Below are 19,947 nucleotides of genomic sequence, written 5' to 3'. Positions count from 1 at the left end.
TCCGTCAGTATGAAGCGATCCATATGGTCTTTGAAACACATCATGGCCCTTTAGAAAACTCAATTCCCAACAGCCCCCAGAAGAAAAGATAAGAAAACCCATTTTATTGATTGACAGGGAAGTATGTTCTTTTTAAGGCAATGTTATCGTTTTTCCGCCACAATCTGAATTGTGTTACATCATATTTCAGCAAAAGGTTTTCTGGATCATGTCACTTGAGAGCATTGCCCTGTCGCAGACAGGCCAGCACCATGATGGCCGTCCCGCCAGCGAACCGGCGGAATACCGCCACACGCCAATCCGGGGTATCCTGTTCGGCCTGATGTTCAGCGTGCCATTGTGGGCGCTGGCGTTCTTTCTGTTCCGGTAAGAAACTGTTCTGAAACAACCCGCAGGTAAATAAAGCGGTGGATTTCCCAGGATGCTGCTTTTTTGTAAATGCAGCATTCCCTGAGGCTTCCCGGAAAAGCTTCACCAAAAATTTTTCCATTTTTTTCAATACGTTCCGTAAACCGACTGTCGCCCCTGTTACGGATGCACCTGGCATATGTCACGCAGGCCATCTGCGGTCCAACTTGTGACCTGATAGGATGCAGGCATGGCAGAGGGGGCTGTCGGACATCACCCTCCCCCGCCCTGTTCCTGGCCATTAATTGAACCCGATGGACACACCCGCAAAAATACCGAATCCGTCGCCCGACAGCATGGCGGCAGGCTGCTGTCCGTTGGTGGTGGAATAGACCGGCACCACACCCGTTGCGTAATGCTTGTTGGCAAGGTTGTGCAGGCTAAGGAAAACCTGCCGGTGCTTGTTGGGCCACAGGTACCCAACGTCGAAATTGTAGATATGGTAGGGCGCTGCCTTGTACTGGTTGTCATATGATGCCAGCACCGAAGACGAGACTTCCACATCGACCGAAGTATAGAATCCGTTCTTCATATCAAGATGCAGTTCCCCCTGATAGAAATGGCGCGGAATACCGGGAATGTAATTATGCCCCCATGTTGCGTCATGGTTGAAGCGGAAGCTCTGGAACGTATAGGCCTGACGAAGGGAAATGATGTTACCCTGCCACCTGTACAACGTTGAATGGAACGATGTTTCAACCCCCTGATGTGTTGTGGGCGATGCGTTGCCGTAAGTGGAGTTGTTGTACAGGATGGAATTCGGGGTCGCGACCGCCAGCAGTTCATTATGAACGGCGGAGTGATAGTAGGTGACACTCCATTCCGTACCGGCAAAATGGCCACTTGTACCCACTTCAAACGTCGTGGCCGTCTGGGGGCGCAGGTTGGCCCAGTCCTTTGTCAGACCCGTGGCAATGCCCGATGTATAATTGGCGCCCGAAAGGTACTGCCAGTCCTGCGGGCTTTGCACGCTACGGCTGACATTGCCGTATACTTCGACATTGGGGGTAATGACGTAACGGAACCCTGCGCGCGGGGCGAAATACAGCGCATTCTGACTGAAGGAACTGGTCTGCGGGTACGTCTGTGATCCCGAACGCGGGGTATAGCTTAACGCACCTGCTGCGGTCAGCCAGAAGTTGTGGAAGATTTCGGTGTTGTTACGCACATGGAAAACCGTATCACTGCCACCCAGGTGCGAACGGGTGACAAGAGTGCCCAGCGCATAACCGGGATAGGCCGCCCGACGCCGCACCCGGTTATCAATGGTGGCGTCAAGGTCATGCGATGTATAGATGCCGATATCCGTATCACTGGCATGCCCCAGCAACCTGTCCTGACGCGTATAATTTACCATGCCCGTGGCGTAGTCGATGTCGTACAGCGACGAAGTATTCCCCAGTTCATGGTCCATCGGCGCATTCAGGTAGGCAAAGCCAATGGTCAGCCGGGACTGGTCATCAATACGGATCCTGACCCGGTCGGCGGCATATTTGGTGCCCGGTTCAATGGTCTTGGTGCCCCATGTCGCATATTCAGGCTGCATCTGGCGCGGGTTGTCACGGATCTGGTCGCGCGTCAGGTAATAGGGGTTGCCTTCCCATGTCTGGCGATAGCGGAAGAAGAAGCGATTATCGACATTGTCGCTGAATTTGTAACCGTAATTGAAATTAACACCAAAGTTTGTGGTCTTGGTATTGTCCTGATAACCACCACGATAGGAATTGGTTACACTTAAGTAATAGTCTGACTTACCGATGACGGTGCCCGAACTCAGCTGTTCCTTCACATACCCAAAGCTGCCCGCTTCCACTCGGGCCTGATAACGCTGTGAATTATAGCCTGTCTGCGTGACGTAGTTGATCGCACCGCCCAACTGGGTGGAGCCGAAGTCGATACCATTCCCACCGCGCATGATCTCGGTATAACGGATACCCAGTGGTTCCTGCAGTTCATTGACCGTGCCGATGGGCGTGGTCAGCGGAATATCATCGAACAGAAACATGATGCCCGCGCGCGTGGCGTTCAGCCCTGTCTGGATGCCCGAACCACGAATGGAAATGCGCAGATCGTCCGATCCGCAGGGAGCCTGTGCAAAGACGCCCGCCTGATACTTGAATGCATCTGCATTGGTGGCGTTGCGTCCCTTCAGCACGGTGGCCGCGTCGATGACGCTGGTGCCACCGGGAATGGTCTTCAGGTACACCTCCGCCTGGTGTGTCGCCGCACTGTGATGGTGCACGGCGATATGTTCGATCGTGCTCGCATTCAGGCCATTACTGGCCGCATGCCCGTCATTATGGGCAGCCGCGTCATGCCCACCTGCGGCGTGTCGGACCGGTACACCGTGGGGAATACGGTGCGTGGTGGTGTCATCCGGCGTGATGGATGCGGCAGCAATAGCGTGATGGGAGGCAACCAGAACACCAAACAGGCCACCGGCAAGGACAAAGGTGAATTTGTTTGGTGCCTCCACGACAGGGAGGCGGCCCCTGTACAGCAGGGGATGGATACGTGGCGGGGCGGTTGGGGACAGAGATAATTCACTTCTTAACATTGTAGTTTTCCATTATGTCCGCGAAGAATGTATTAATTTGTTAGCGGGCAAAATGGACTTTTCATACAGCCGCAGAGGCATGAAACCCTAAAAATACGAAACAGTTGCACTAAAACAACATATACACATATATCATCGTTAATTATGAGCCGACTCATGCGGTACTCCAGCCAGTCTGCCCTGAAAATAAGAAATAATATTGTTTTTTATCAATTATATAATTTGAAATGATAATCGGGATGATTTCATAATCGACTGTCGCGGCAACCATATCGAAACCAGGAATATGCTTTCCATAACCGCAAAAGGCTGCATATCCAGCAGAGCATATCCCTTGGCTGTCCGGGATAATTATACTTTTTTAATTGTTGTTTATGAAGCAACCGACCATGCCTCAACTCCACGCATGTAACGGGGGGAAAGCATGATTAAGGTAGTAATTCCCCACAATCGCATATTTCCAGCGTACCGGATCATGCAGCGTATGCGTGCGCGCATTACGCCACAGGTAATCAAGGTTCAGCGTCCGGTCCGTGGCGGATGTGCCAACCAGTTCGAACAGTCTGTTTGTCGCCTCGATGGCGCTTTCGGTGGTCAGGACCTTGGCCTGCGCCGTCTCGATCTGGGCGGTGGCGACACTTTGCGCACCTGGGGCCGATACGGCGTGGTCAATGGCCTCGCCTGCCCTGTCCAGAAGGGCAAGACCCGCGTTCAGGCGTATTTTCAATGCTCCGATCGTCTGGATTGTATAAGGGTCGTCCGATGCCTTGTCCTGTCCGCTGTCGATCCACGCGCGCGCACGCGTATGAATCAGCTCGATTGTCGTATCGACAGCGGCGTCGGCCAGGCCAGCATCAATAGCCGCCTGTATGAACTGTGATATCGCGCTGTCGGCAAATGGCGCGTCAGGCACGTAGGCTTTCCATACCGGGATGACATGGCTGCGCGGTACCTGTACGTCCGCTAGCTGGACAGTGCCGCTTGCCGTCCCTTTCTGGCCAAATGCCGCCCAGTCATTAATGACATTCAGACCCGGTGCATTACGCCGGGCAATGGCAAGATGGCTGTGCCCGTCTTCATCAAGCGCCACGATCTGCACCAGATGCGCCGACAGTGCGCCCGTGCAGTAGTGCTTGACGCCATTCAGGGTAACGGTGTCACCTGTTATCTGGAGACGTGTTTTCAACGCCCCGACATTCTTGATACCGCGTTCTGAAAACGCGTTGCCAAACCTGTACCCTTTCAGAACCAGCGCAAACAGGTCGCGCGCCTGTTCCGGACTGGCGCATGAGGCAAGGCAGGCAATGGTGGCAAAATGATTCTGACTGAGTTGCGCCACCGCTGAATCCGCCTTGGCAATCAGCCGGATCACCTGTCCCAACGTGCGGTAGGACACATTGGCCCCGCCATAGGCACGTGGCACGGTAATGCCCCACAGCCCTGAATTGGAAAAGATATCCAGTTCACGCATGGGAAAACGGTTTTCACGATCGCGTTGCGCTGCATCCGGCGCAATCTGCCGGGCAACATCGGCTGCAACGCGCAATGCCTCCGCATCATTCGTAATGATGGGCACACCTGCGGGAGGCAGGGGAAACGGGGCGACATCAGTCTCCCCCGTGCCGACAAATTCCGTAAGGGTCATGATATGTCCAGTCTGGATTGGGATCAGAAATGATCGGGATTCATGACAGCGCCTGCTGCCCCGCAACCCGGCGCAGCAATTCGCCATGGGGCGCATGGATGCGGCCACACAGCGCGTCACGATGCGCGCGTTCCAGCGGGTTATGGGCGGACAGCCCGGCATTGCCCGCAAGCCCCAGCAGGGCCGTGGTAAAATCGGCCGCCGCATCGACCACGCGTGATTTTATGACCGCTGCATGCGCATTCAGTTCGGACAGCGGACATGCGGCCGTGACATCCGTGGCGTAAAGCCGCAGCAGCATGGCGTTCATGTGCAGCGTAATGGCAAAGCCCCCCACGGCGTCGCACATGGCTGGCAGGGTCGAAAGCGGCACCCCCAGATTGGACGGCACGCGGTTTTTCAGGAATTCACCAAACCATGCCAGCGCGGACGTGGCGATGCCATTGTACAAGGCCCCCAGCAGCCCGGTGTTCCAGAGCATGAGGGTATTGCGTCCTGCCAGTGGCGCATCAGGCGCATGCAGAGCCAACGCGGCACCGGCAGGAAGTGCAACCTGCGTGAAGGTGACTTCATGACTGTTACTGGAGCGCATACCGATATGGTCCCAGTTTTCAACGATATGGATACCATCTGCTGTGGCCGGGACCATGAACGTACCCACCCGCACCGGATCTTCATCCGTGCGGGCGCGCACCAGCAGCCACGACAGGGCAGGAATGCCGGTGACATAGGCCTTGCGTCCATTCAGCACCCACCCTGTCGGCGTACGGGTCGCAACCGTACCGGGCAGGCCGCCACGCGATGCGGAACCAAGATCAGGTTCCGCCAGCAGGATATTGGTCAGCCGGTCATACTGGTCCTCTTCCATCCAGCGCACGAAATCACCGGAGCCGAATTCATGGTGTGCGGTCGCGGCCCGCACCATGTAATGATTGACCATGACCAGCGCGGTGGAGGCATCGCCCTGCGCAATCTGGCCCACGATGTCCTGCACGACGCCAAGGGTAAACGGTGTGGGTCGTTCAGGCGTGGAAATGCGCAGGGACAGCAGTCCCGCCCGGCGCAGGTCATCAATATTATCCTGTGCGAAAATCCCGGTGCGGTCATGGTGCGCCGCGCGGGTGGCAAAGCGCGCCTGCAGGTGTGCGGCCGCATGGATGGCGTCCTGTGCGGTATGAAGGTCTGCGGACACGACTTCACGCCCCTCTTACAATGGCCCGGACATCCGGGACGGTCTGGATCAGGTGCGCGTGGAATAATGTCGCGGCAATATCCTGCTGTTCGGTCACAACGGCCTGATCCAGCGGTGCGGGTTGCAGCGCCAGTTGCGCCAGTGCGCGGGTAATGACGGGACGGGACAGGCCGGTACTGGCGGCAATGGAAGTAGTCAGTGTATCGACATGGTCCGCCGCCCATTGCACACAGTCCTGTCGCGCCTGCGCCAGCAGGGTGAGGAAATTGCCGGGATTACGGTCCGCAAACCGCCTGCTGGCAATCAGGAACTGCCGGTTGGTCGTAATGCCCTGCGCATCCACCAGCAGGCGGCTTTTCGTATCTACCAGTGCCGCACTCAGGTATGGATCCCATATCGCCCACGCATCCACGCGCCCGGTTTCGAATGCGGCCCGACTGGCGGCTGGGGGCAGGTAGACAGGGTGGATATCAGTCCATGCCACGCCCGTGCGCTGTAACAGCGCCAGCAGCAGGTAGTGCACGTTGGACCCACGGTTCAGGGCAATCCTGCGTCCCTTCAGGTCCGCGGGGGTCTGTATGGGGCTATTGGCGGGCACCAGCATGCCTTCGCCATGTGGGGCAGGCGCAGAACAGCCGATATAGGTCAGTCCATCGGGCCATGCGGCCTGTGCCATGACCGGAGGGGCATTGCCGGTTTCACCAATGTCGATGGCATCCGCCGCCAGGGCCTGCAGCAGTTGGGGGCCGGCAATGAATTCCGACCACTGCACCCGCATCCCACCGGGGGCAAGGGCGCGTTCAAGCAATCCGCTATGTTTAAGTACCACCAGCGTGCCGTATTGCTGGTAACCTATGCGGATCGTGGCGTCCTGTGCCGCATACGCGCCACGCGTCGCCCATATCTGTGACGACAGCGTCACACCAAGGCCGGTCAGGAACGTGCGACGTGAATACCGTTTCATTGCAGGCTTACCTGTAACAGGGGTGTGGAGGCGGTTCCGTCCGGCGGGTCCATGCCAGTCCATGGATCGGCCCGGCGGCCCAAGGCATATTTAACCATAAAACATGGTTAATATTAATTTATGACATTATAAATGTTAATTCTGTTGTCAACGGGATAATTTCCGCCGGGCATGGATTTCGGCACCGGCATCAGACCCGGACCCTGTCCCGATTCACGGAATATGAGACAGGAAACCTATATAACAATTTAAATTGTACAATTTAACGAAAACGTTCCATGCTCATATATTACGATATAAATAGTTATATTATTTAAAAATATATCATTTTAAAACAACGGTATAACAAAATTTATCTAGCAGTTTTTGGTAATTTGTCGGAAAATTTCCACAAAAATCTGTCCCATATCCGAATATAAAATCATACGAATTCGTTGTTATTTTATTGACTCGCACATAACCGTTGTTAGTGTGTTCAAAAGATAAATACGCACACAAAATAGTTAAAATGTGCACGCAATCGAGGTTGCCATGACAGATCCGGTCCATCTTCCCCACGGTCTCTCCCCACGGATTGATGCGCTTGCGCAAAGGCTGCGCCCGGTTTTCGCGCGCATTGCCGATGGCGCCATTGATCGCGAAGAAAACCGCATCCTGGCCCATGACGCGGTGCAGTGGCTGCTGGATGCCGGTTTTGGTGCGCTGCGCGTACCGGTGCGTTATGGCGGCAGCGGAGCCAGCCTGCCGGAAACCTTTGCTCTGCTGGCGGAACTGGCCGAAGCGGATTCAAACCTGCCGCAGATCTTCCGCGCCCATTTCGCCTTTGTTGAGGGACGCCTGCATGAAGGTGACGGTCCACGCGCCGCATACTGGCTGGAACAGGTCGCAAAGGGCGCCCTGTTTGGGGCCGCCATGGCGGAACTGACGGACAGTACCGGCACAACCACAACCCTGACACCCGATCCACAGGGACAATGGCTGCTGGATGGCACGAAATACTATTCCACCGGCACGCTTTATGCGTCGTGGATTGTAGCAGTGGCTACCGATGGCACCAATCGTATCCAGCTTGTCGTACCTGCCGATGCCCCCGGCGTGACCCGTATTGATGACTGGGACGGTTTTGGCCAGCGCCTGACTGGCAGTGGTACGACGCATTTCAAAAATGTAGCCGTACCTGATGAGTGCATCCTCAACCGCACGCCGCTGACTGAATTCCCCACCAACGAATACTTCACCACTTATTACCAGCTTTTCCATCTTGCCACGCTGGCGGGAATCGGACGGGCGATCGTGCGTGATGCCGTGGCCTTCGTGCGCCCGCGCACACGGACCTTTGGCGTTCCGGGGCAGGTGGCCCAGCGCCATGATCCGCTGGTGCAGGGCGTGGTGGGACGGCTGTCCGCCCTGTCATTTTCCGCCGATACACTGGTGGAAAAGGTAGCATGGACGCTGGAAGCAGCCTTTCCCCAATGGGCGACGGGACACGATAGCGGCCCGGCCTTCGATACGGCGCAGGTGCGTGCCTATCAGGCACAGCAGATCGTAGCCGGACAGGTGCTGGAAGCAGCAACACTGCTGTTTGAAGTGGGGGGGGCCTCCGCCACAAGCACATCGCGCCGACTGGACCGTCACTGGCGCAATGCCCGCACACTGGCGTCCCATAACCCGCTGGTCCAGCGGCAGCGGGAACTGGGCGATCTTGTACTCAACGGTACGGCGTTCGGTTCGCGCTGGCGCGATCGGGCCGGTGCCACCACCCCGTCCGTCTCCACAGGCGCGCAGCAGGAACACGCAGCATGACAACGCAGCCCAAACAGTTGCACGTCAACCTGTTCGAAATGGCCTGCGTCAGCCATATCGTGCATGGCATGTGGCGTGCGCCGGGTAACAACCGGCACCGGTTCGGTGAAATGGCGTACTGGCTGGAAGTCGCAAAACTGGCCGAAGAGGGCCTGTTTGACGCGATCTTCCTGGCCGATGTCATCGGCACCTATGACCGTTTTGGCGATGGCACGGCCGCCGCCCTGCGCGAAGGGCTGCAGATCCCGAACCTTGATCCCCTGATGCTGGTACCCGCCATGGCGGCCGTGACGAAAAACCTCGGCTTTGGCGTCACGTTTTCCACGACCTACGAACCGCCCTTCGCCTTTGCCCGGCGCATGGCCACACTTGACCTGCTGACCGAAGGCCGCGTGGGATGGAACATCGTGACATCCTACCTGCGCAGTGCGGCGCGCAATTTCGGCATGGAGGACGAAATCCCCCATGACCAGCGCTACGCCATTGCGGATGAATACCTCGATGTCCTGTACAAACTGTGGGAAGGCAGTTGGGATGATGACGCCGTCGTCAATGACGTGGCGTCGGGCATTTATGCCAACCCCGATGCCGTCAGGCCCATCAACCATGACGGGCGGCACTTTCGCGTGGCGGGACCGCATCTTGTCTCACCCGGTCGGCAGCGCACGCCTGTGCTGTTTCAGGCAACCGGCTCGCCTGCGGGGCTGGAATTCGCCGCCCGCCATGCGGAAGTCGTGTTCATTGGCGGCCAGACGACGGAAGCCGTGCGTGACAACATTGCCCGCACGCGCGAACGTGCGCGCGCCCATGGCCGCAATGGCGATGACATCCGATTTATTGTTATGGCTGGCATCATCACTGATACGACGCAGCAGCTTGCTGAAAAGAAGCTGGAGAAATACCGTCAGTATTACAGTGTCGAAGGCGCGCTGATCCATGCGCAGGCGGAAATCGACCTCCGCCGTTATCCCGCCGATGCCCGTATTGGCGACATCCTGAAACGCGAAGGCGTGCCGTTTGGCAATATGGGCCGACGTTTCCGCCCCGAACAGACGGTGGGCAGCGCGCTGCGCCAGATCGCATCGTTTGATGAAGGACGTTTCTTTGTCGTGGGGACGCCTGACAAGATCGCGGATGAAATCGAACGCTGGCTGGATATTGACGGGATCGATGGCATCAACCTGCGCCAGTACCACACATTCGAGACCGCCCGCGATTTCATTGACCTGATCGTGCCCGCACTGCAGCGGCGCGGACGGTACCGTACGGCCTACACCCCGCGTGAGACCCTGCGCGAACGCCTGTTCACACCGGGGCAGCCCCATCTGCCCAACCGCCATTTCGGCAGCCGTTACCGCGATCCTGCAGCCCTCCGCGCACCGGCCGAACCCCTTTTTCCCCATGAAACATTTTCCAAGGCTTCGTAACCATGTCCTACGCGGTTCCTGACAAGATCAATGTGCTGTGGTTCCTGCCCACCCATGGCGACAGCCGCTATCTCGGCACGCAGAAGGGCGGCAGGCCGGTTGACCTGCCCTACCTGCAGCAGGTGGCAAAGGCTGCCGATACGCTGGGTTATTACGGTGTCCTGATCCCGACGGGGCGCAGTTGCGAGGATAGCTGGGTCGTGGCCTCCGCCCTTGCCCCCGTGACCGAACGGCTGCGCTATCTGATCGCGGTCCGCCCGGGCCTGCTGTCGCCCACGCTGGCCGCGCGCATGACCGCGACACTGGACCGTTTTTCCAACGGGCGGCTGCTGATCAATATCGTGACCGGCGGCGACCCGGCTGAAAACGCGGGCGATGGCCTGTTTGCCGACCATGCCACCCGCTACGAGATCACGGACGAATTCCTTGATATCTACCGTGCGCTGCTGCGCGGTAAGGATGTCAATTTTGAAGGCAAGCACTTTACCATAAAAGATGGTCGCCTGCTGTTCGCGCCGTACCAGAATGACGGGCCGCCATTGTATTTTGGGGGATCATCGGAAGCGGCAGCCCATGTCGCCGCCAAGTCGATCGACAAATACCTGACATGGGGCGAACCCCCGGCCCTGGTGGCTGAAAAGATCAGCCATGTGCGCAAGCTGGCCCATGCGCAGGGGCGCGAGGTGTCATTTGGCATCCGGCTGCATGTTATCGTGCGCGAAACGGCGGAAGAAGCGTGGCATGAGGCCGACCGCCTGATCAGCCATCTGGACGACGCTACCATTGAAAAGGCCCAGAAAGTCTTTGCCCGCATGGATTCCGTGGGGCAGTCGCGCATGAGCGCCCTGCACGGTGGCCGCCGTGACAGGCTGGAAATCAGTCCCAACCTGTGGGCGGGTGTCGGCCTGGTACGCGGCGGGGCGGGAACCGCGCTGGTGGGTGATCCCGATACGGTGGCGGAGCGGATTGATGAATATCGCAGGCTGGGCATCGATACGTTCATTTTCTCCGGCTATCCGCATCTGGAGGAAGCGTACCAGTTCGGTGAACTCGTGCTGCCAAACCTGCCCACCGCGCATCCCGTGCGCGGGGCGTCGGACCTGAACAACATGGGGCCGTTTGGCGAAACCATCGCAGGCGACCACCGCCCGACCCGCGCCGCCTGATTACAGGAGCCGTGCCATGCCCGTTTCCCCCCATATTCCCCATATCGCCATCATCGGCGGCGGGTTCAGCGGTGCGGCGCTGGCGTGGCACCTTGCACGCGATACCAGTACGCCCAAACGTATTACCGTGTTCGAACCGCGTCCCTTCCTTGGCGCGGGGCTGGCCTATGGCACAACCGACCCGCAGCACCGGGTGAACGTGCCTGCATCGCGCATGAGCATCGATACCAGCCAGCCCGATGATTTCGCCCACTGGATCCGGCAGACGGATGCTCTGGCCGATGATCCGGCGGCTTTCAGGCAAGATGGCAGTATTTTTCCCGCCCGCGCCGTATTCGGCCGGTACGTGGCCGACCGACTGGCCCCGGTGCTGCATTCGGGCGCGGTGACACACCTGCGCCGCAAGGTGACGGGCGTACACAAATCGCCTGATGGTAACTGGATCATTACCAGTTCCACGGGTGATATCATACCGGCGGATATCGTGGTCATCGCCACCAGCCATCCCGCGCCACGGCCACCGGAACTGTTGCGTGACCTGCATCTGCATTCCGGCCACCATCCCGTTCTGGTCACCAATCCATGGCAGGCCGGTGCGCTGGAGGATATTGCCACGCCGGACAGTGTCCTGATCGTGGGCACGGGGCTGAGCATGGCGGATGTCGTCATCGCGCTGACGGCACGCGGGCATGATGGAAAGATCACCGCCATTTCCAGGCGCGGGCAGCGTTCACACGGCCATGCGGTACAGGCAGTCGACCCGGTGGGACAATTCGCATCACCACCATCGCGCACGGTGGGGCACCTGCTGCACCGCATACGCCATGCACTGGCGGCCCATCCAGACCTGCCATGGCAGGCCGTGTTTGATCGGATCCGTGAACAGGCACCCGATATATGGGCCGCCCTGCCCGTGCCCGAACGCAGGCGGCTGATCCGGCACCTGCGCCCGTTCTGGGATACGCACCGTTTCCGTATCGCACCACAGGCGGAAGACGTGCTGCATGCCCGCGAACGTGCCGGCACGCTGGATATCATGGCCGGGCGGCTGACCGCCGTGCGGGTGGTGCGGGGACGCTTTGTCACGACCATCCGCCATGGTGCAGCCACCGTATGGGATGGGACATATGACGCCATCATCACCACGACGGGACCGGCCCATGGCGCCATCATCCACACCATGCCGTACATACGCGAACTGGCCGCCGCCGGTCTGGTGGAAATGGATGCGACCGGGCTTGGCCTGCATGTGGATGCACTGGGCCGTGCCTGTACTGGCAGCAGGCATGAAGACACCCTGTTCGTAGCGGGACCACTGGCACGTGGACGTTTCGGGGAACTGATGGGTCTGCCCGAAGTCACGCGTCATGCCGAAAAACTGGCTGTCATCATCGGCACGCTGGCGGCTTCACTTCCCTTTGTCCTCCACCCTGAAAAAGAACGGGCAACGACATGACCGCGATGGCACTGACCAGCCACGACCGTCCCGTCGTACGCGACGCGGATGACATATCCGCCCTTGTGAATGCCGGTCCCCGGGCGGGCAGCCATGCGCGCATGGTTGTTGCACTGGCACTGGGAGGTGTGTTCCTGGACGCCTATGACCTGACCACCCTGTCATGGGGCATTTCGGATGTGCAGGCGCATTTTGGCCTGTCCGCGTTCCAGACCGGGCTGGTTGCGGCCGCACTGAATGCCGGGACCATCGTGGGCAGTATTGCGGGCGGGTGGCTGACGGACCGCATCGGACGGTACGCCGTTTTCATGGCCGACATGGTCTGTTTCGTCATTGCAGCCCTTGTGGCAGGGTTCGCGCCCACGGCCGGCATCCTGATTGCGGCACGTTTCGCCATGGGGTTCGGGGTCGGCATGGACCTGCCGGTGGCAATGGCGTTTCTGTCGGAATTCTCACGGCTGGAGGGACGCGGCAGCAAGGCGGCCCATGCCGCAGCGTGGTGCCCGACATGGTACGCCGCGTCATCCGCGTGCTTCGTGATCGTTTTTGCCCTGTCATATGTGCTGCCTGCGGGACATCCCGACTGGCTGTGGCGGGCATCGCTGGCGTTTGGCGCGGTCCCGGCGCTGGCCATCATTCTGGTGCGCGGGCGGTACATGAGTGAATCCCCCGTATGGATCGCGCGCCGGGGTGACCTGCAGCGCGCGGCTGACATCCTGCGCCGGTCCTATGGGATTGACCCGGTTGTCCGTCCCGCGCCGGAACAGCCGCCGGTGGTCATGCAGGCCGATCCATGGCGGCTGGTACGACGGCCATTGCTGCAGCGCGGCCTGATGGTCGCGGCGATGACGCTGATCAGCAGCATGTCCTACAATATCATCATCTTCGGCCTGCCCACGCTGCTGGTCTCCATCATGCATGCAAACCCGGTGCAGGTGGTGGTGATTTCCATTATCCTCAACCTTGCCGTAGCCTTTCCCGGCGGCCTGCTGGGCGTGCGCCTGGCCCGCAGCGTGCGCTCCCGTCCCATCATCCTTGCCGGGTACATCATGCAGGTGGCGGGGGTCGGAACGCTGGCGCTGGTTGGCGTGCCGCATGGTACAGCGGGCGTCATCGCGGCCCTTGCCGGTTTTGCCGCCTTCCTGTTCGCCCAGGGGTTCGGGCCGGGATGCCAGCTTATGGTCTATCCCACCCTGAGCTACCCCACTGAACTACGCGGACTGGGCATAGGTGTCGCACGGCTGGTGTCGGGCATTGGCGGCACGCTTATACTGCTGTTCTTCCCATGGATGAATACCCACCTTGGCCCCGCGCTGTTCTGGGTGGTGCTGCTGGCGCCACTGGCGGGTGTGGTGATTGCCTTTTTCTCGCGCTGGGATGTGTTTGGCTACGACCCCGACATGGACCCCGCATTGCGCCAACAGGCCCCGCCCGTGCGGCGGGATGCGGTGCTGCATGCGCCCGAACTGCTGTTTTCAACTGATACCAGGAACTGACTGACCATGACCAATGTCATCGCCCCGTTTGGCTACACCCCACCCGATGAAGCAACGGTCAGTGTCGATACCTTCCGTAACGGCATGGCGGCACTGTCCAGTGCGGTTACGATCGTGACGACGGATGGACCACACGGCCCGCATGGTTTCACGGCATCGGCGGTCTGCAGTGTGTCAGATACGCCGCCGACGCTGCTAGCATGCATAAACCGCACCACAAGCGCCCACCCGTATATTCTGGAACATGGTGTTCTGGCCATCAATGTCCTGCATGAAGGACAGCACGGCCTGTCGAATATCTTCAGCAGCCGGTCGCGTTCCATGGCGGAGCGTTTTGCAGCGGGCAGATGGCACACGGGCCTGACCGGTGCGCCGGTTCTGGATGATGCGCTGGTCAGCTTTGACTGCCGTATCCGTGAAATCCGTGATGTCGGTACACATACGGTCGTCATTGCCCATGTGGTTGATGTCACCATGGGCAATGATGATATCCGCTCTGGCCTTGTCTGGTTCAACAGGCAGTACAGCCGCGCCATTCCCAAAGAAGAATAGAAGTTTCTGGATAATATCTTTCTTCAAAAAGGCAGTGCTTCCTGAAGCTTTTTTGTAAAAAGCTTCACCAAAAACTTCCTTACGATTTATGGAACATTTCATGGAAAATATTCCGAAACAGCATGCGGGATCTTTTCATGAAGGAAACAGTAAAATGTGTACACGATAAGAATTTATGAAATGAAGAAAAAACATTCAACAAATAATCATGCGCTGGCATGCAGACATGGAATCATTCCCAATGACGCGGATATCCGTACGCCCCCCATCTGACAGATATTTTTCCCGATCCCGCCTGCTGTCGCACCGGACGACAGTCGTGGTCGGTTCCTACCTGCTGGGTCTTGCGCCCGGCGCGTTCGCGGCGGACATATCGCCTTCATCCCCCGTACGACATCCCCCCGAAGCACAGCATGTCAGGCCCGCACGGCCAGAGGCGACCCCGGCGTCTTCAGATCATGCCGTACCTTCGCCCGTACGACCGGAAGTCATTTCCGTCTCGCGCCATCGTCTGTCGCCCGCATCCCGTGCGGAGACACGCCTGGCATCCATTCCCGGTGCAACCAGCGTGATCGATGCGCAGAAAGTGCTGAAGGGCCGCAACTTCACCAATGCGGATGCCCTGTCATTCCAGCCGGGCGTGTTTGCGCAGTCCTCGGGCGGCGGTGATGGCATACGCCTGTCGATCCGTGGGTCGGGCATTGCCACCGGCACCAATTACTTCCGCTCCGGCCTGCTTATGATGTTTGACGGCCTGCCGGTCACGACACCGGCAGGCACGCCCTATGAACTGTTTGAACCGCTGGGCCTGCGCTATACCGAGGTACTGCGCGGGGCGAATGCGTTCGATTACGGCGGCATGCAGTTGGGCGGCGCGTTAAATTACGTATCCATGACCGGCTATGATGCACAGCGTTATCAGGCCCGTGTGGAGGCGGGCAGTTTTGGCTACGTCAAGGAACAGCTCAGCTCCGGCGGGGTATTTGGCAAATTCGATTACTATATCAGTGCGACCAATTCCTATCGTGGCGGATATCAGGACAATACCAAGGCGACCAGTTTCGGGCTGAACACCAATTTTGGCTACCGTTTCAATGACCGTGTATCAACACGGGCCTTTTTCCGGTACCGGCAGACGGTTAACGGCTATCCGGGCTACCTGACGCGTGATCAGATCCTGTCCAATCCCAAACAGGCACAGTCGCCGTATTATGCATGGGGTGCGCACCGTATCCAGCCGGGCACAAAGTATTACGGGTCCATGACCACCATCAGGATTGATGACAAATCAAAAATAGAAGTGGGCGGCAATTACCAGGATGCACCGATTGATATCCAGAATACCGCATCATCACAGATCTGGGGCTACAAGACGATTGCGGGCGTGCTGAATTACGACCGGCATGATGTGCTGGCAGGCCACAAAAGCGACACGCAGTTCGGTATCCTGAGCTATACCGATATCGAAGCCTGGCAGCGCAACCGCATTCGTGTCAGCAGTGTATTTGGTGGCGTGCCGGACGGTACGCTGCTGCGTAATGTAAAATATGGCGGCACGGAGAATTATTTTCATCTTCGCAACAATACCGAGGTCGCGCACAACCTGTGGCTGACGGCGGCAGGGGCGGTGGCTTTCATCAAGCGTACATCGGATGTGACCTATCCCAACCGCAGTGATCTGCACACCACTTCGGTCAATTTCATTCCGCGTGGTGGCTTCCGTTATAAACCGGACAGTCATGTGGAAATATACGGCAATGTCAGCCGCAGTCTGCAGCCGCCCAATGACTGGAACTACAACTACGCCGGTAATTACTATAATGCCGCCAGTTATCCGTTACAGGCCGCGGCGGGCGAAAACTCTACATCCGGCCGTCTGCGCAACCAGACCGCGACCACGTTCGAAATCGGGACCACGGGCCATTATTTCCATAATAAATGGAGCCTGAGTTACTATCATTCCTCGGTGCATAATGAACTGCTGACGGTGACGACACCGGCATCCCTTGCGGCAGGTACGTCGATTTACGGCAATGCCTCACCCACCATGCATCAGGGTGTCGAGGTTTCACTGGAAACGGAACTGCTGAAATGGGCGGGCAATACACTGTCGCTGCGGCAAGCCTATACGTATCAGGATTTCCGTTACAAGCATGATGCCGTTTTTGGCAATAATCACCTGCCCGGGATCCCCGAACATTTCTATCAGGGGGAAGTCCATCTGGACATGCGCAACGGGTTTTACGCCAGCTTCAATGCACAGGTATCGTCCAAGGTGGGCGCATCCTATGACATGACGTATTTCGCGCCTTCGTACCACATCTATAATGCCAATATCGGTTATTCCTGGCCGCACAAACATCGTGAAGTTTTCATAAGCTTCAACAACCTTGCCAACACGCATTACGCAGCCATTGTCGTGCCGGGATACCAGGCGGCGGGAAAACAGCTGTCGGTCATGCAGCCGGGTGATGGCTTTGGCGTATTTGTCGGCGCGTCGATCGGGTTTGACTGAATACAGTGCAGTTGTGAACGGATATGCCCAAATGAAAGAAATTCGCCTCAACGCGTTTGACATGAACTGCGTGTCCCATCAGGCCAGCGGCCTGTGGCGGCACCCGCGTGACCGGTCGGACCAGTATCATACCCTGCAATACTGGACGGATCTGGCCCGCACGCTGGAACGCGGCCTGTTTGACGCCCTGTTCCTGGCAGATGTGCTGGGGATTTACGATGTGTATGGCGCATCCCCCGATGCGGCGTTACGCAATGCAGCACAGGTGCCGGTCAATGATCCCGCCATGCTGGTAACAGCCATGGCGTCGGTCACGCGCAATCTGGGCTTTGGCCTGACGGCAACCCTGTCTTACGAACACCCGTTTCCCTTCGCGCGGCGCATATCCACGCTGGACCATCTGACACAGGGGCGCATCGGGTGGAATATCGTCACGGGCTATCTGAACAGTGCGGCAAAAAGCACAGGGAAGGCGCAGCAGTCATCCCATGATGCGCGCTATGAAATAGCGGATGAATACATGCAGGTCGTCTATGATCTGTGGGAAGGCAGCTGGGAGGACGACGCCGTACGACGCGACCGTACCAGCGGAGTGTTTACCGATCCATTGAAGGTTCATCGTATCCGTCATGACGGGAAATACTTCACGGTAGATGCCATTCACCTGTCCGAACCCTCACCCCAGCGCACGCCGGTGCTGTTTCAGGCCGGCGCATCCCGCCGGGGGCAGCAATTTGCAGGCACGCATGCCGAATGTGTTTTTATTGCCGGGCCATCAAAGGAAATCGTCCGTAAAACGGTTGCCAGCATACGTGGGCAGGCCCAGATTCAGGGACGCCGTAGTGATGAACCGCTGATTTTCTCCCTGCTGACGATCGTGACGGCGCCAACACACGAAGAAGCATGGGCAAAGTATGAAGATTATAAACAGTATATAAGTCTGGAGGGGGCGCTGACACTGCTGTCGGGGTGGACTGGTGTTGATTTTGCGCAATATCAGTACGATGAACCGGTGCGGCATGTGCGTAATGACGCTATCAATTCTGCTATTGATTCCCTGACCATCCTCAACCCGGACAAGGTCTGGACGGTGGGTGAACTGGCCCGCCATGCTGCAATCGGGGGAATGGGGGTCACAATTGTTGGCAGCCCCACTGAAATTGCCGACCAGATGGAAGCGTGGATGGAAGAAACCGGAATTGATGGCTTCAACCTCGCCTATGCCGTGACCCCTGAAACGTTTGAGAATATCGTGGATCTCATCATCCCCGAACTGCAGAAACGTGGACGGTACAAAACTGCATACCAGCCAGGAACATTGCGGCAGAAACTGTTTGGTCGTGGCGACAGGCTGGGCAACACGCATATCGCACATGAAAGCCGTTTTCATAAAGTGTTCGAAAAGATCGGGCAGGTACAGACTGTCTCTGGGACATTCCATAAATTATAAAGAAATTTCTGAAAAAAGGCGGCACCCAAAAACTTCGAGACTGGCATAAGTAAGCATTATTTGCGACGGCTCACATGGGCAGTTTAGGGCCTGTTAGATGTGTGGTCCCGGGGTTTGATGGTGCATTATTTTCACGCGAGTGGAAGGAAGCACTCTGGGCCAGGTTCACCACGGAAGCGCCACGACGACAGCGGCAGTCCGTCGAGCGATACAACACAGTCAAGAGAGCCTGAGGGCTCTGGCGAAACGCTACGGGATCGACCCGAAGACGGTCGCCAAATGGAAGGGGCGGGCCGATACCGCGGATCGACGCACCGGCCCGAAGGTTGTGTCCTCAACCGTCCTGTCGATCAAGGAAGAAGCGGTCATCGTGGCGTTCCGCCGCCATACATTATTGCCCCTGGATGACTGCCTTTACGCGCTCCAGGCGACAATCCCGCATCTGACGCGCTCTTCTTTGCATCGTTGTTTTCAGCGCCATGGGATCAGTCGCCTGCCCGATACCGAAGGTGACAGGCCAAAACGGTCGAAGTTCAGGACCTATCCGATCGGCTATTTCCATATCGACATTGCTGAAGTCCGAACTGAAATGGGACGCCTTTATCTCCTGGTGGCGATCGACCGGACCTCGAAATTTGCTTTTGTTCAACTGCACGAGAAAGCAACACGTCGCGTCGCCGGTGACTTCCTGCGTGCTTTGGCCACTGCAGCCCCCTATCGCATCCATACCGTGCTGACCGATAACGGCACGCATTTTACCGATCCGGCCGGAAACGGATGGACACCGGAAGAGATCAAGGCCATGCGGGCCGATGGCGTCCAGTTCCGTTGCCATCCTTTTGAACTGGCCTGTGCTGATCTCGATATCGAGCATCGACTGACAAAGCCGCGACATCCCTGGATAAATGGCCAGGTCGAGAGGATGAACCGCACGATCAAGGAGGCAACGGTCAAACGCTTCCATTACGAAACGCACGACCAGTTGCGCCAGCACCTCGCAGACTTCGTCGCTGCCTATAATTTCGCCCGCAGGCTCAAGACACTGCGCGGCCTCACTCCATATGAATTTATTTGCCAGCAATGGGAAAAAGAACCATCACGGTTCATGCAAAATCCGCACCATCAAATCCCGGGACTAAACACCTAGAACGTCAACTGAAAGCCTACCATGAACCGGCTTCGCCCTCTCGTGGTGAGTCGAATTGCTCATGTCTGCTATGCCGTTAGATCATTGAAGATCCGGATGTCCGACATGTAGGCGAAAGCGGCCTATTTCCGGAGCATGGTGATTCCGAGTTCGTGCCACATCCACCCGA

The 19,947-nt window shown here is 57.8% G+C and carries 14 protein-coding genes; 10 read left to right on the top strand and 4 right to left on the bottom strand.

Features of this window, described 5'->3' with window-relative positions; translation table 11 throughout:
- The first annotated feature begins 208 nt into the window (after nucleotides 1–208).
- Nucleotides 209–370 carry a hypothetical protein gene (locus tag MSKU9_RS18190; RefSeq protein WP_162851943.1) on the top strand — a complete coding sequence of 54 codons (162 nt, stop codon included), beginning with the start codon at nucleotides 209–211 and terminating at the stop codon, nucleotides 368–370.
- 279 nt (nucleotides 371–649) lie between these two features.
- On the opposite strand, the gene MSKU9_RS01050 is transcribed toward MSKU9_RS18190, so the two are convergent.
- From MSKU9_RS01050 to MSKU9_RS01030, 4 genes are all read right to left on the bottom strand, one after another.
- Nucleotides 650–2,884: a TonB-dependent receptor family protein gene (locus tag MSKU9_RS01050; RefSeq protein ID WP_227002292.1), complete on the bottom strand. Its 2,235-nt coding sequence runs from the start codon at nucleotides 2,882–2,884 to the stop codon at nucleotides 650–652.
- Between the two features lie 475 nt (nucleotides 2,885–3,359).
- Nucleotides 3,360–4,610 carry an SfnB family sulfur acquisition oxidoreductase gene (locus MSKU9_RS01040; RefSeq protein WP_141259503.1) on the bottom strand — a complete coding sequence of 417 codons (1,251 nt, stop codon included), beginning with the start codon at nucleotides 4,608–4,610 and terminating at the stop codon, nucleotides 3,360–3,362.
- A 40-nt stretch (nucleotides 4,611–4,650) separates the two neighbouring features.
- The gene (locus MSKU9_RS01035; RefSeq protein WP_141259502.1) at nucleotides 4,651–5,802 is read right to left on the bottom strand and encodes an acyl-CoA dehydrogenase family protein; all 1,152 of its coding nucleotides are present in this window, start codon (nucleotides 5,800–5,802) and stop codon (nucleotides 4,651–4,653) included.
- Between the two features lie 4 nt (nucleotides 5,803–5,806).
- Nucleotides 5,807–6,766, bottom strand: coding sequence for an aliphatic sulfonate ABC transporter substrate-binding protein (locus MSKU9_RS01030; protein WP_141259501.1), 960 nt, complete (start codon nucleotides 6,764–6,766; stop codon nucleotides 5,807–5,809).
- A 531-nt stretch (nucleotides 6,767–7,297) separates the two neighbouring features.
- Here MSKU9_RS01030 and MSKU9_RS01025 point away from each other — a divergent pair.
- The 9 genes from MSKU9_RS01025 to MSKU9_RS00985 all read left to right on the top strand — a co-directional run bounded on the left by MSKU9_RS01025 (nucleotide 7,298) and on the right by MSKU9_RS00985 (nucleotide 19,778).
- On the top strand, nucleotides 7,298–8,569 hold the full coding sequence (locus MSKU9_RS01025) for an acyl-CoA dehydrogenase family protein (RefSeq protein WP_141259500.1): 1,272 nt from the start codon (nucleotides 7,298–7,300) through the stop codon (nucleotides 8,567–8,569).
- Nucleotides 8,566–9,996, top strand: a complete 1,431-nt coding sequence (locus MSKU9_RS01020; RefSeq protein WP_141259499.1) for an LLM class flavin-dependent oxidoreductase — start codon at nucleotides 8,566–8,568, stop codon at nucleotides 9,994–9,996. Before MSKU9_RS01025 ends, MSKU9_RS01020 begins: the two co-directional genes overlap by 4 nt.
- 2 nt (nucleotides 9,997–9,998) lie before the next feature.
- A complete protein-coding gene (gene ssuD / locus MSKU9_RS01015; RefSeq protein ID WP_141259498.1) occupies nucleotides 9,999–11,162 on the top strand; it encodes an FMNH2-dependent alkanesulfonate monooxygenase in 1,164 nt (387 codons plus the stop codon).
- A 16-nt stretch (nucleotides 11,163–11,178) separates the two neighbouring features.
- Nucleotides 11,179–12,618, top strand: a complete 1,440-nt coding sequence (locus MSKU9_RS01010) for an FAD/NAD(P)-binding protein (RefSeq protein ID WP_141259497.1) — start codon at nucleotides 11,179–11,181, stop codon at nucleotides 12,616–12,618.
- Between the two features lie 5 nt (nucleotides 12,619–12,623).
- Entirely contained in the window at nucleotides 12,624–14,114 is a 1,491-nt protein-coding gene (locus MSKU9_RS01005; RefSeq protein WP_141259507.1) for an MFS transporter, read from the top strand.
- 6 nt (nucleotides 14,115–14,120) lie between these two features.
- Complete coding sequence (locus tag MSKU9_RS01000) at nucleotides 14,121–14,666, top strand: flavin reductase (protein WP_141259496.1); 546 nt, start codon at nucleotides 14,121–14,123, stop codon at nucleotides 14,664–14,666.
- A 241-nt stretch (nucleotides 14,667–14,907) separates the two neighbouring features.
- Nucleotides 14,908–17,181, top strand: coding sequence for a TonB-dependent receptor family protein (locus tag MSKU9_RS00995; RefSeq protein ID WP_193557601.1), 2,274 nt, complete (start codon nucleotides 14,908–14,910; stop codon nucleotides 17,179–17,181).
- 31 nt (nucleotides 17,182–17,212) lie between these two features.
- A complete protein-coding gene (locus MSKU9_RS00990) occupies nucleotides 17,213–18,631 on the top strand; it encodes an LLM class flavin-dependent oxidoreductase (protein ID WP_227002291.1) in 1,419 nt (472 codons plus the stop codon).
- A gap of 154 nt (nucleotides 18,632–18,785) precedes the next feature.
- The gene (locus MSKU9_RS00985) at nucleotides 18,786–19,778 is read left to right on the top strand and encodes an IS481 family transposase (protein WP_141259505.1); all 993 of its coding nucleotides are present in this window, start codon (nucleotides 18,786–18,788) and stop codon (nucleotides 19,776–19,778) included.
- The last annotated feature ends 169 nt before the right edge of the window (nucleotides 19,779–19,947 follow it).

The sequence above is a fragment of the Komagataeibacter diospyri genome, assembly GCF_006538165.1.
GTDB lineage: Bacteria > Pseudomonadota > Alphaproteobacteria > Acetobacterales > Acetobacteraceae > Komagataeibacter > Komagataeibacter diospyri.
This window is presented reverse-complemented; position numbering and strand designations above follow the sequence as displayed.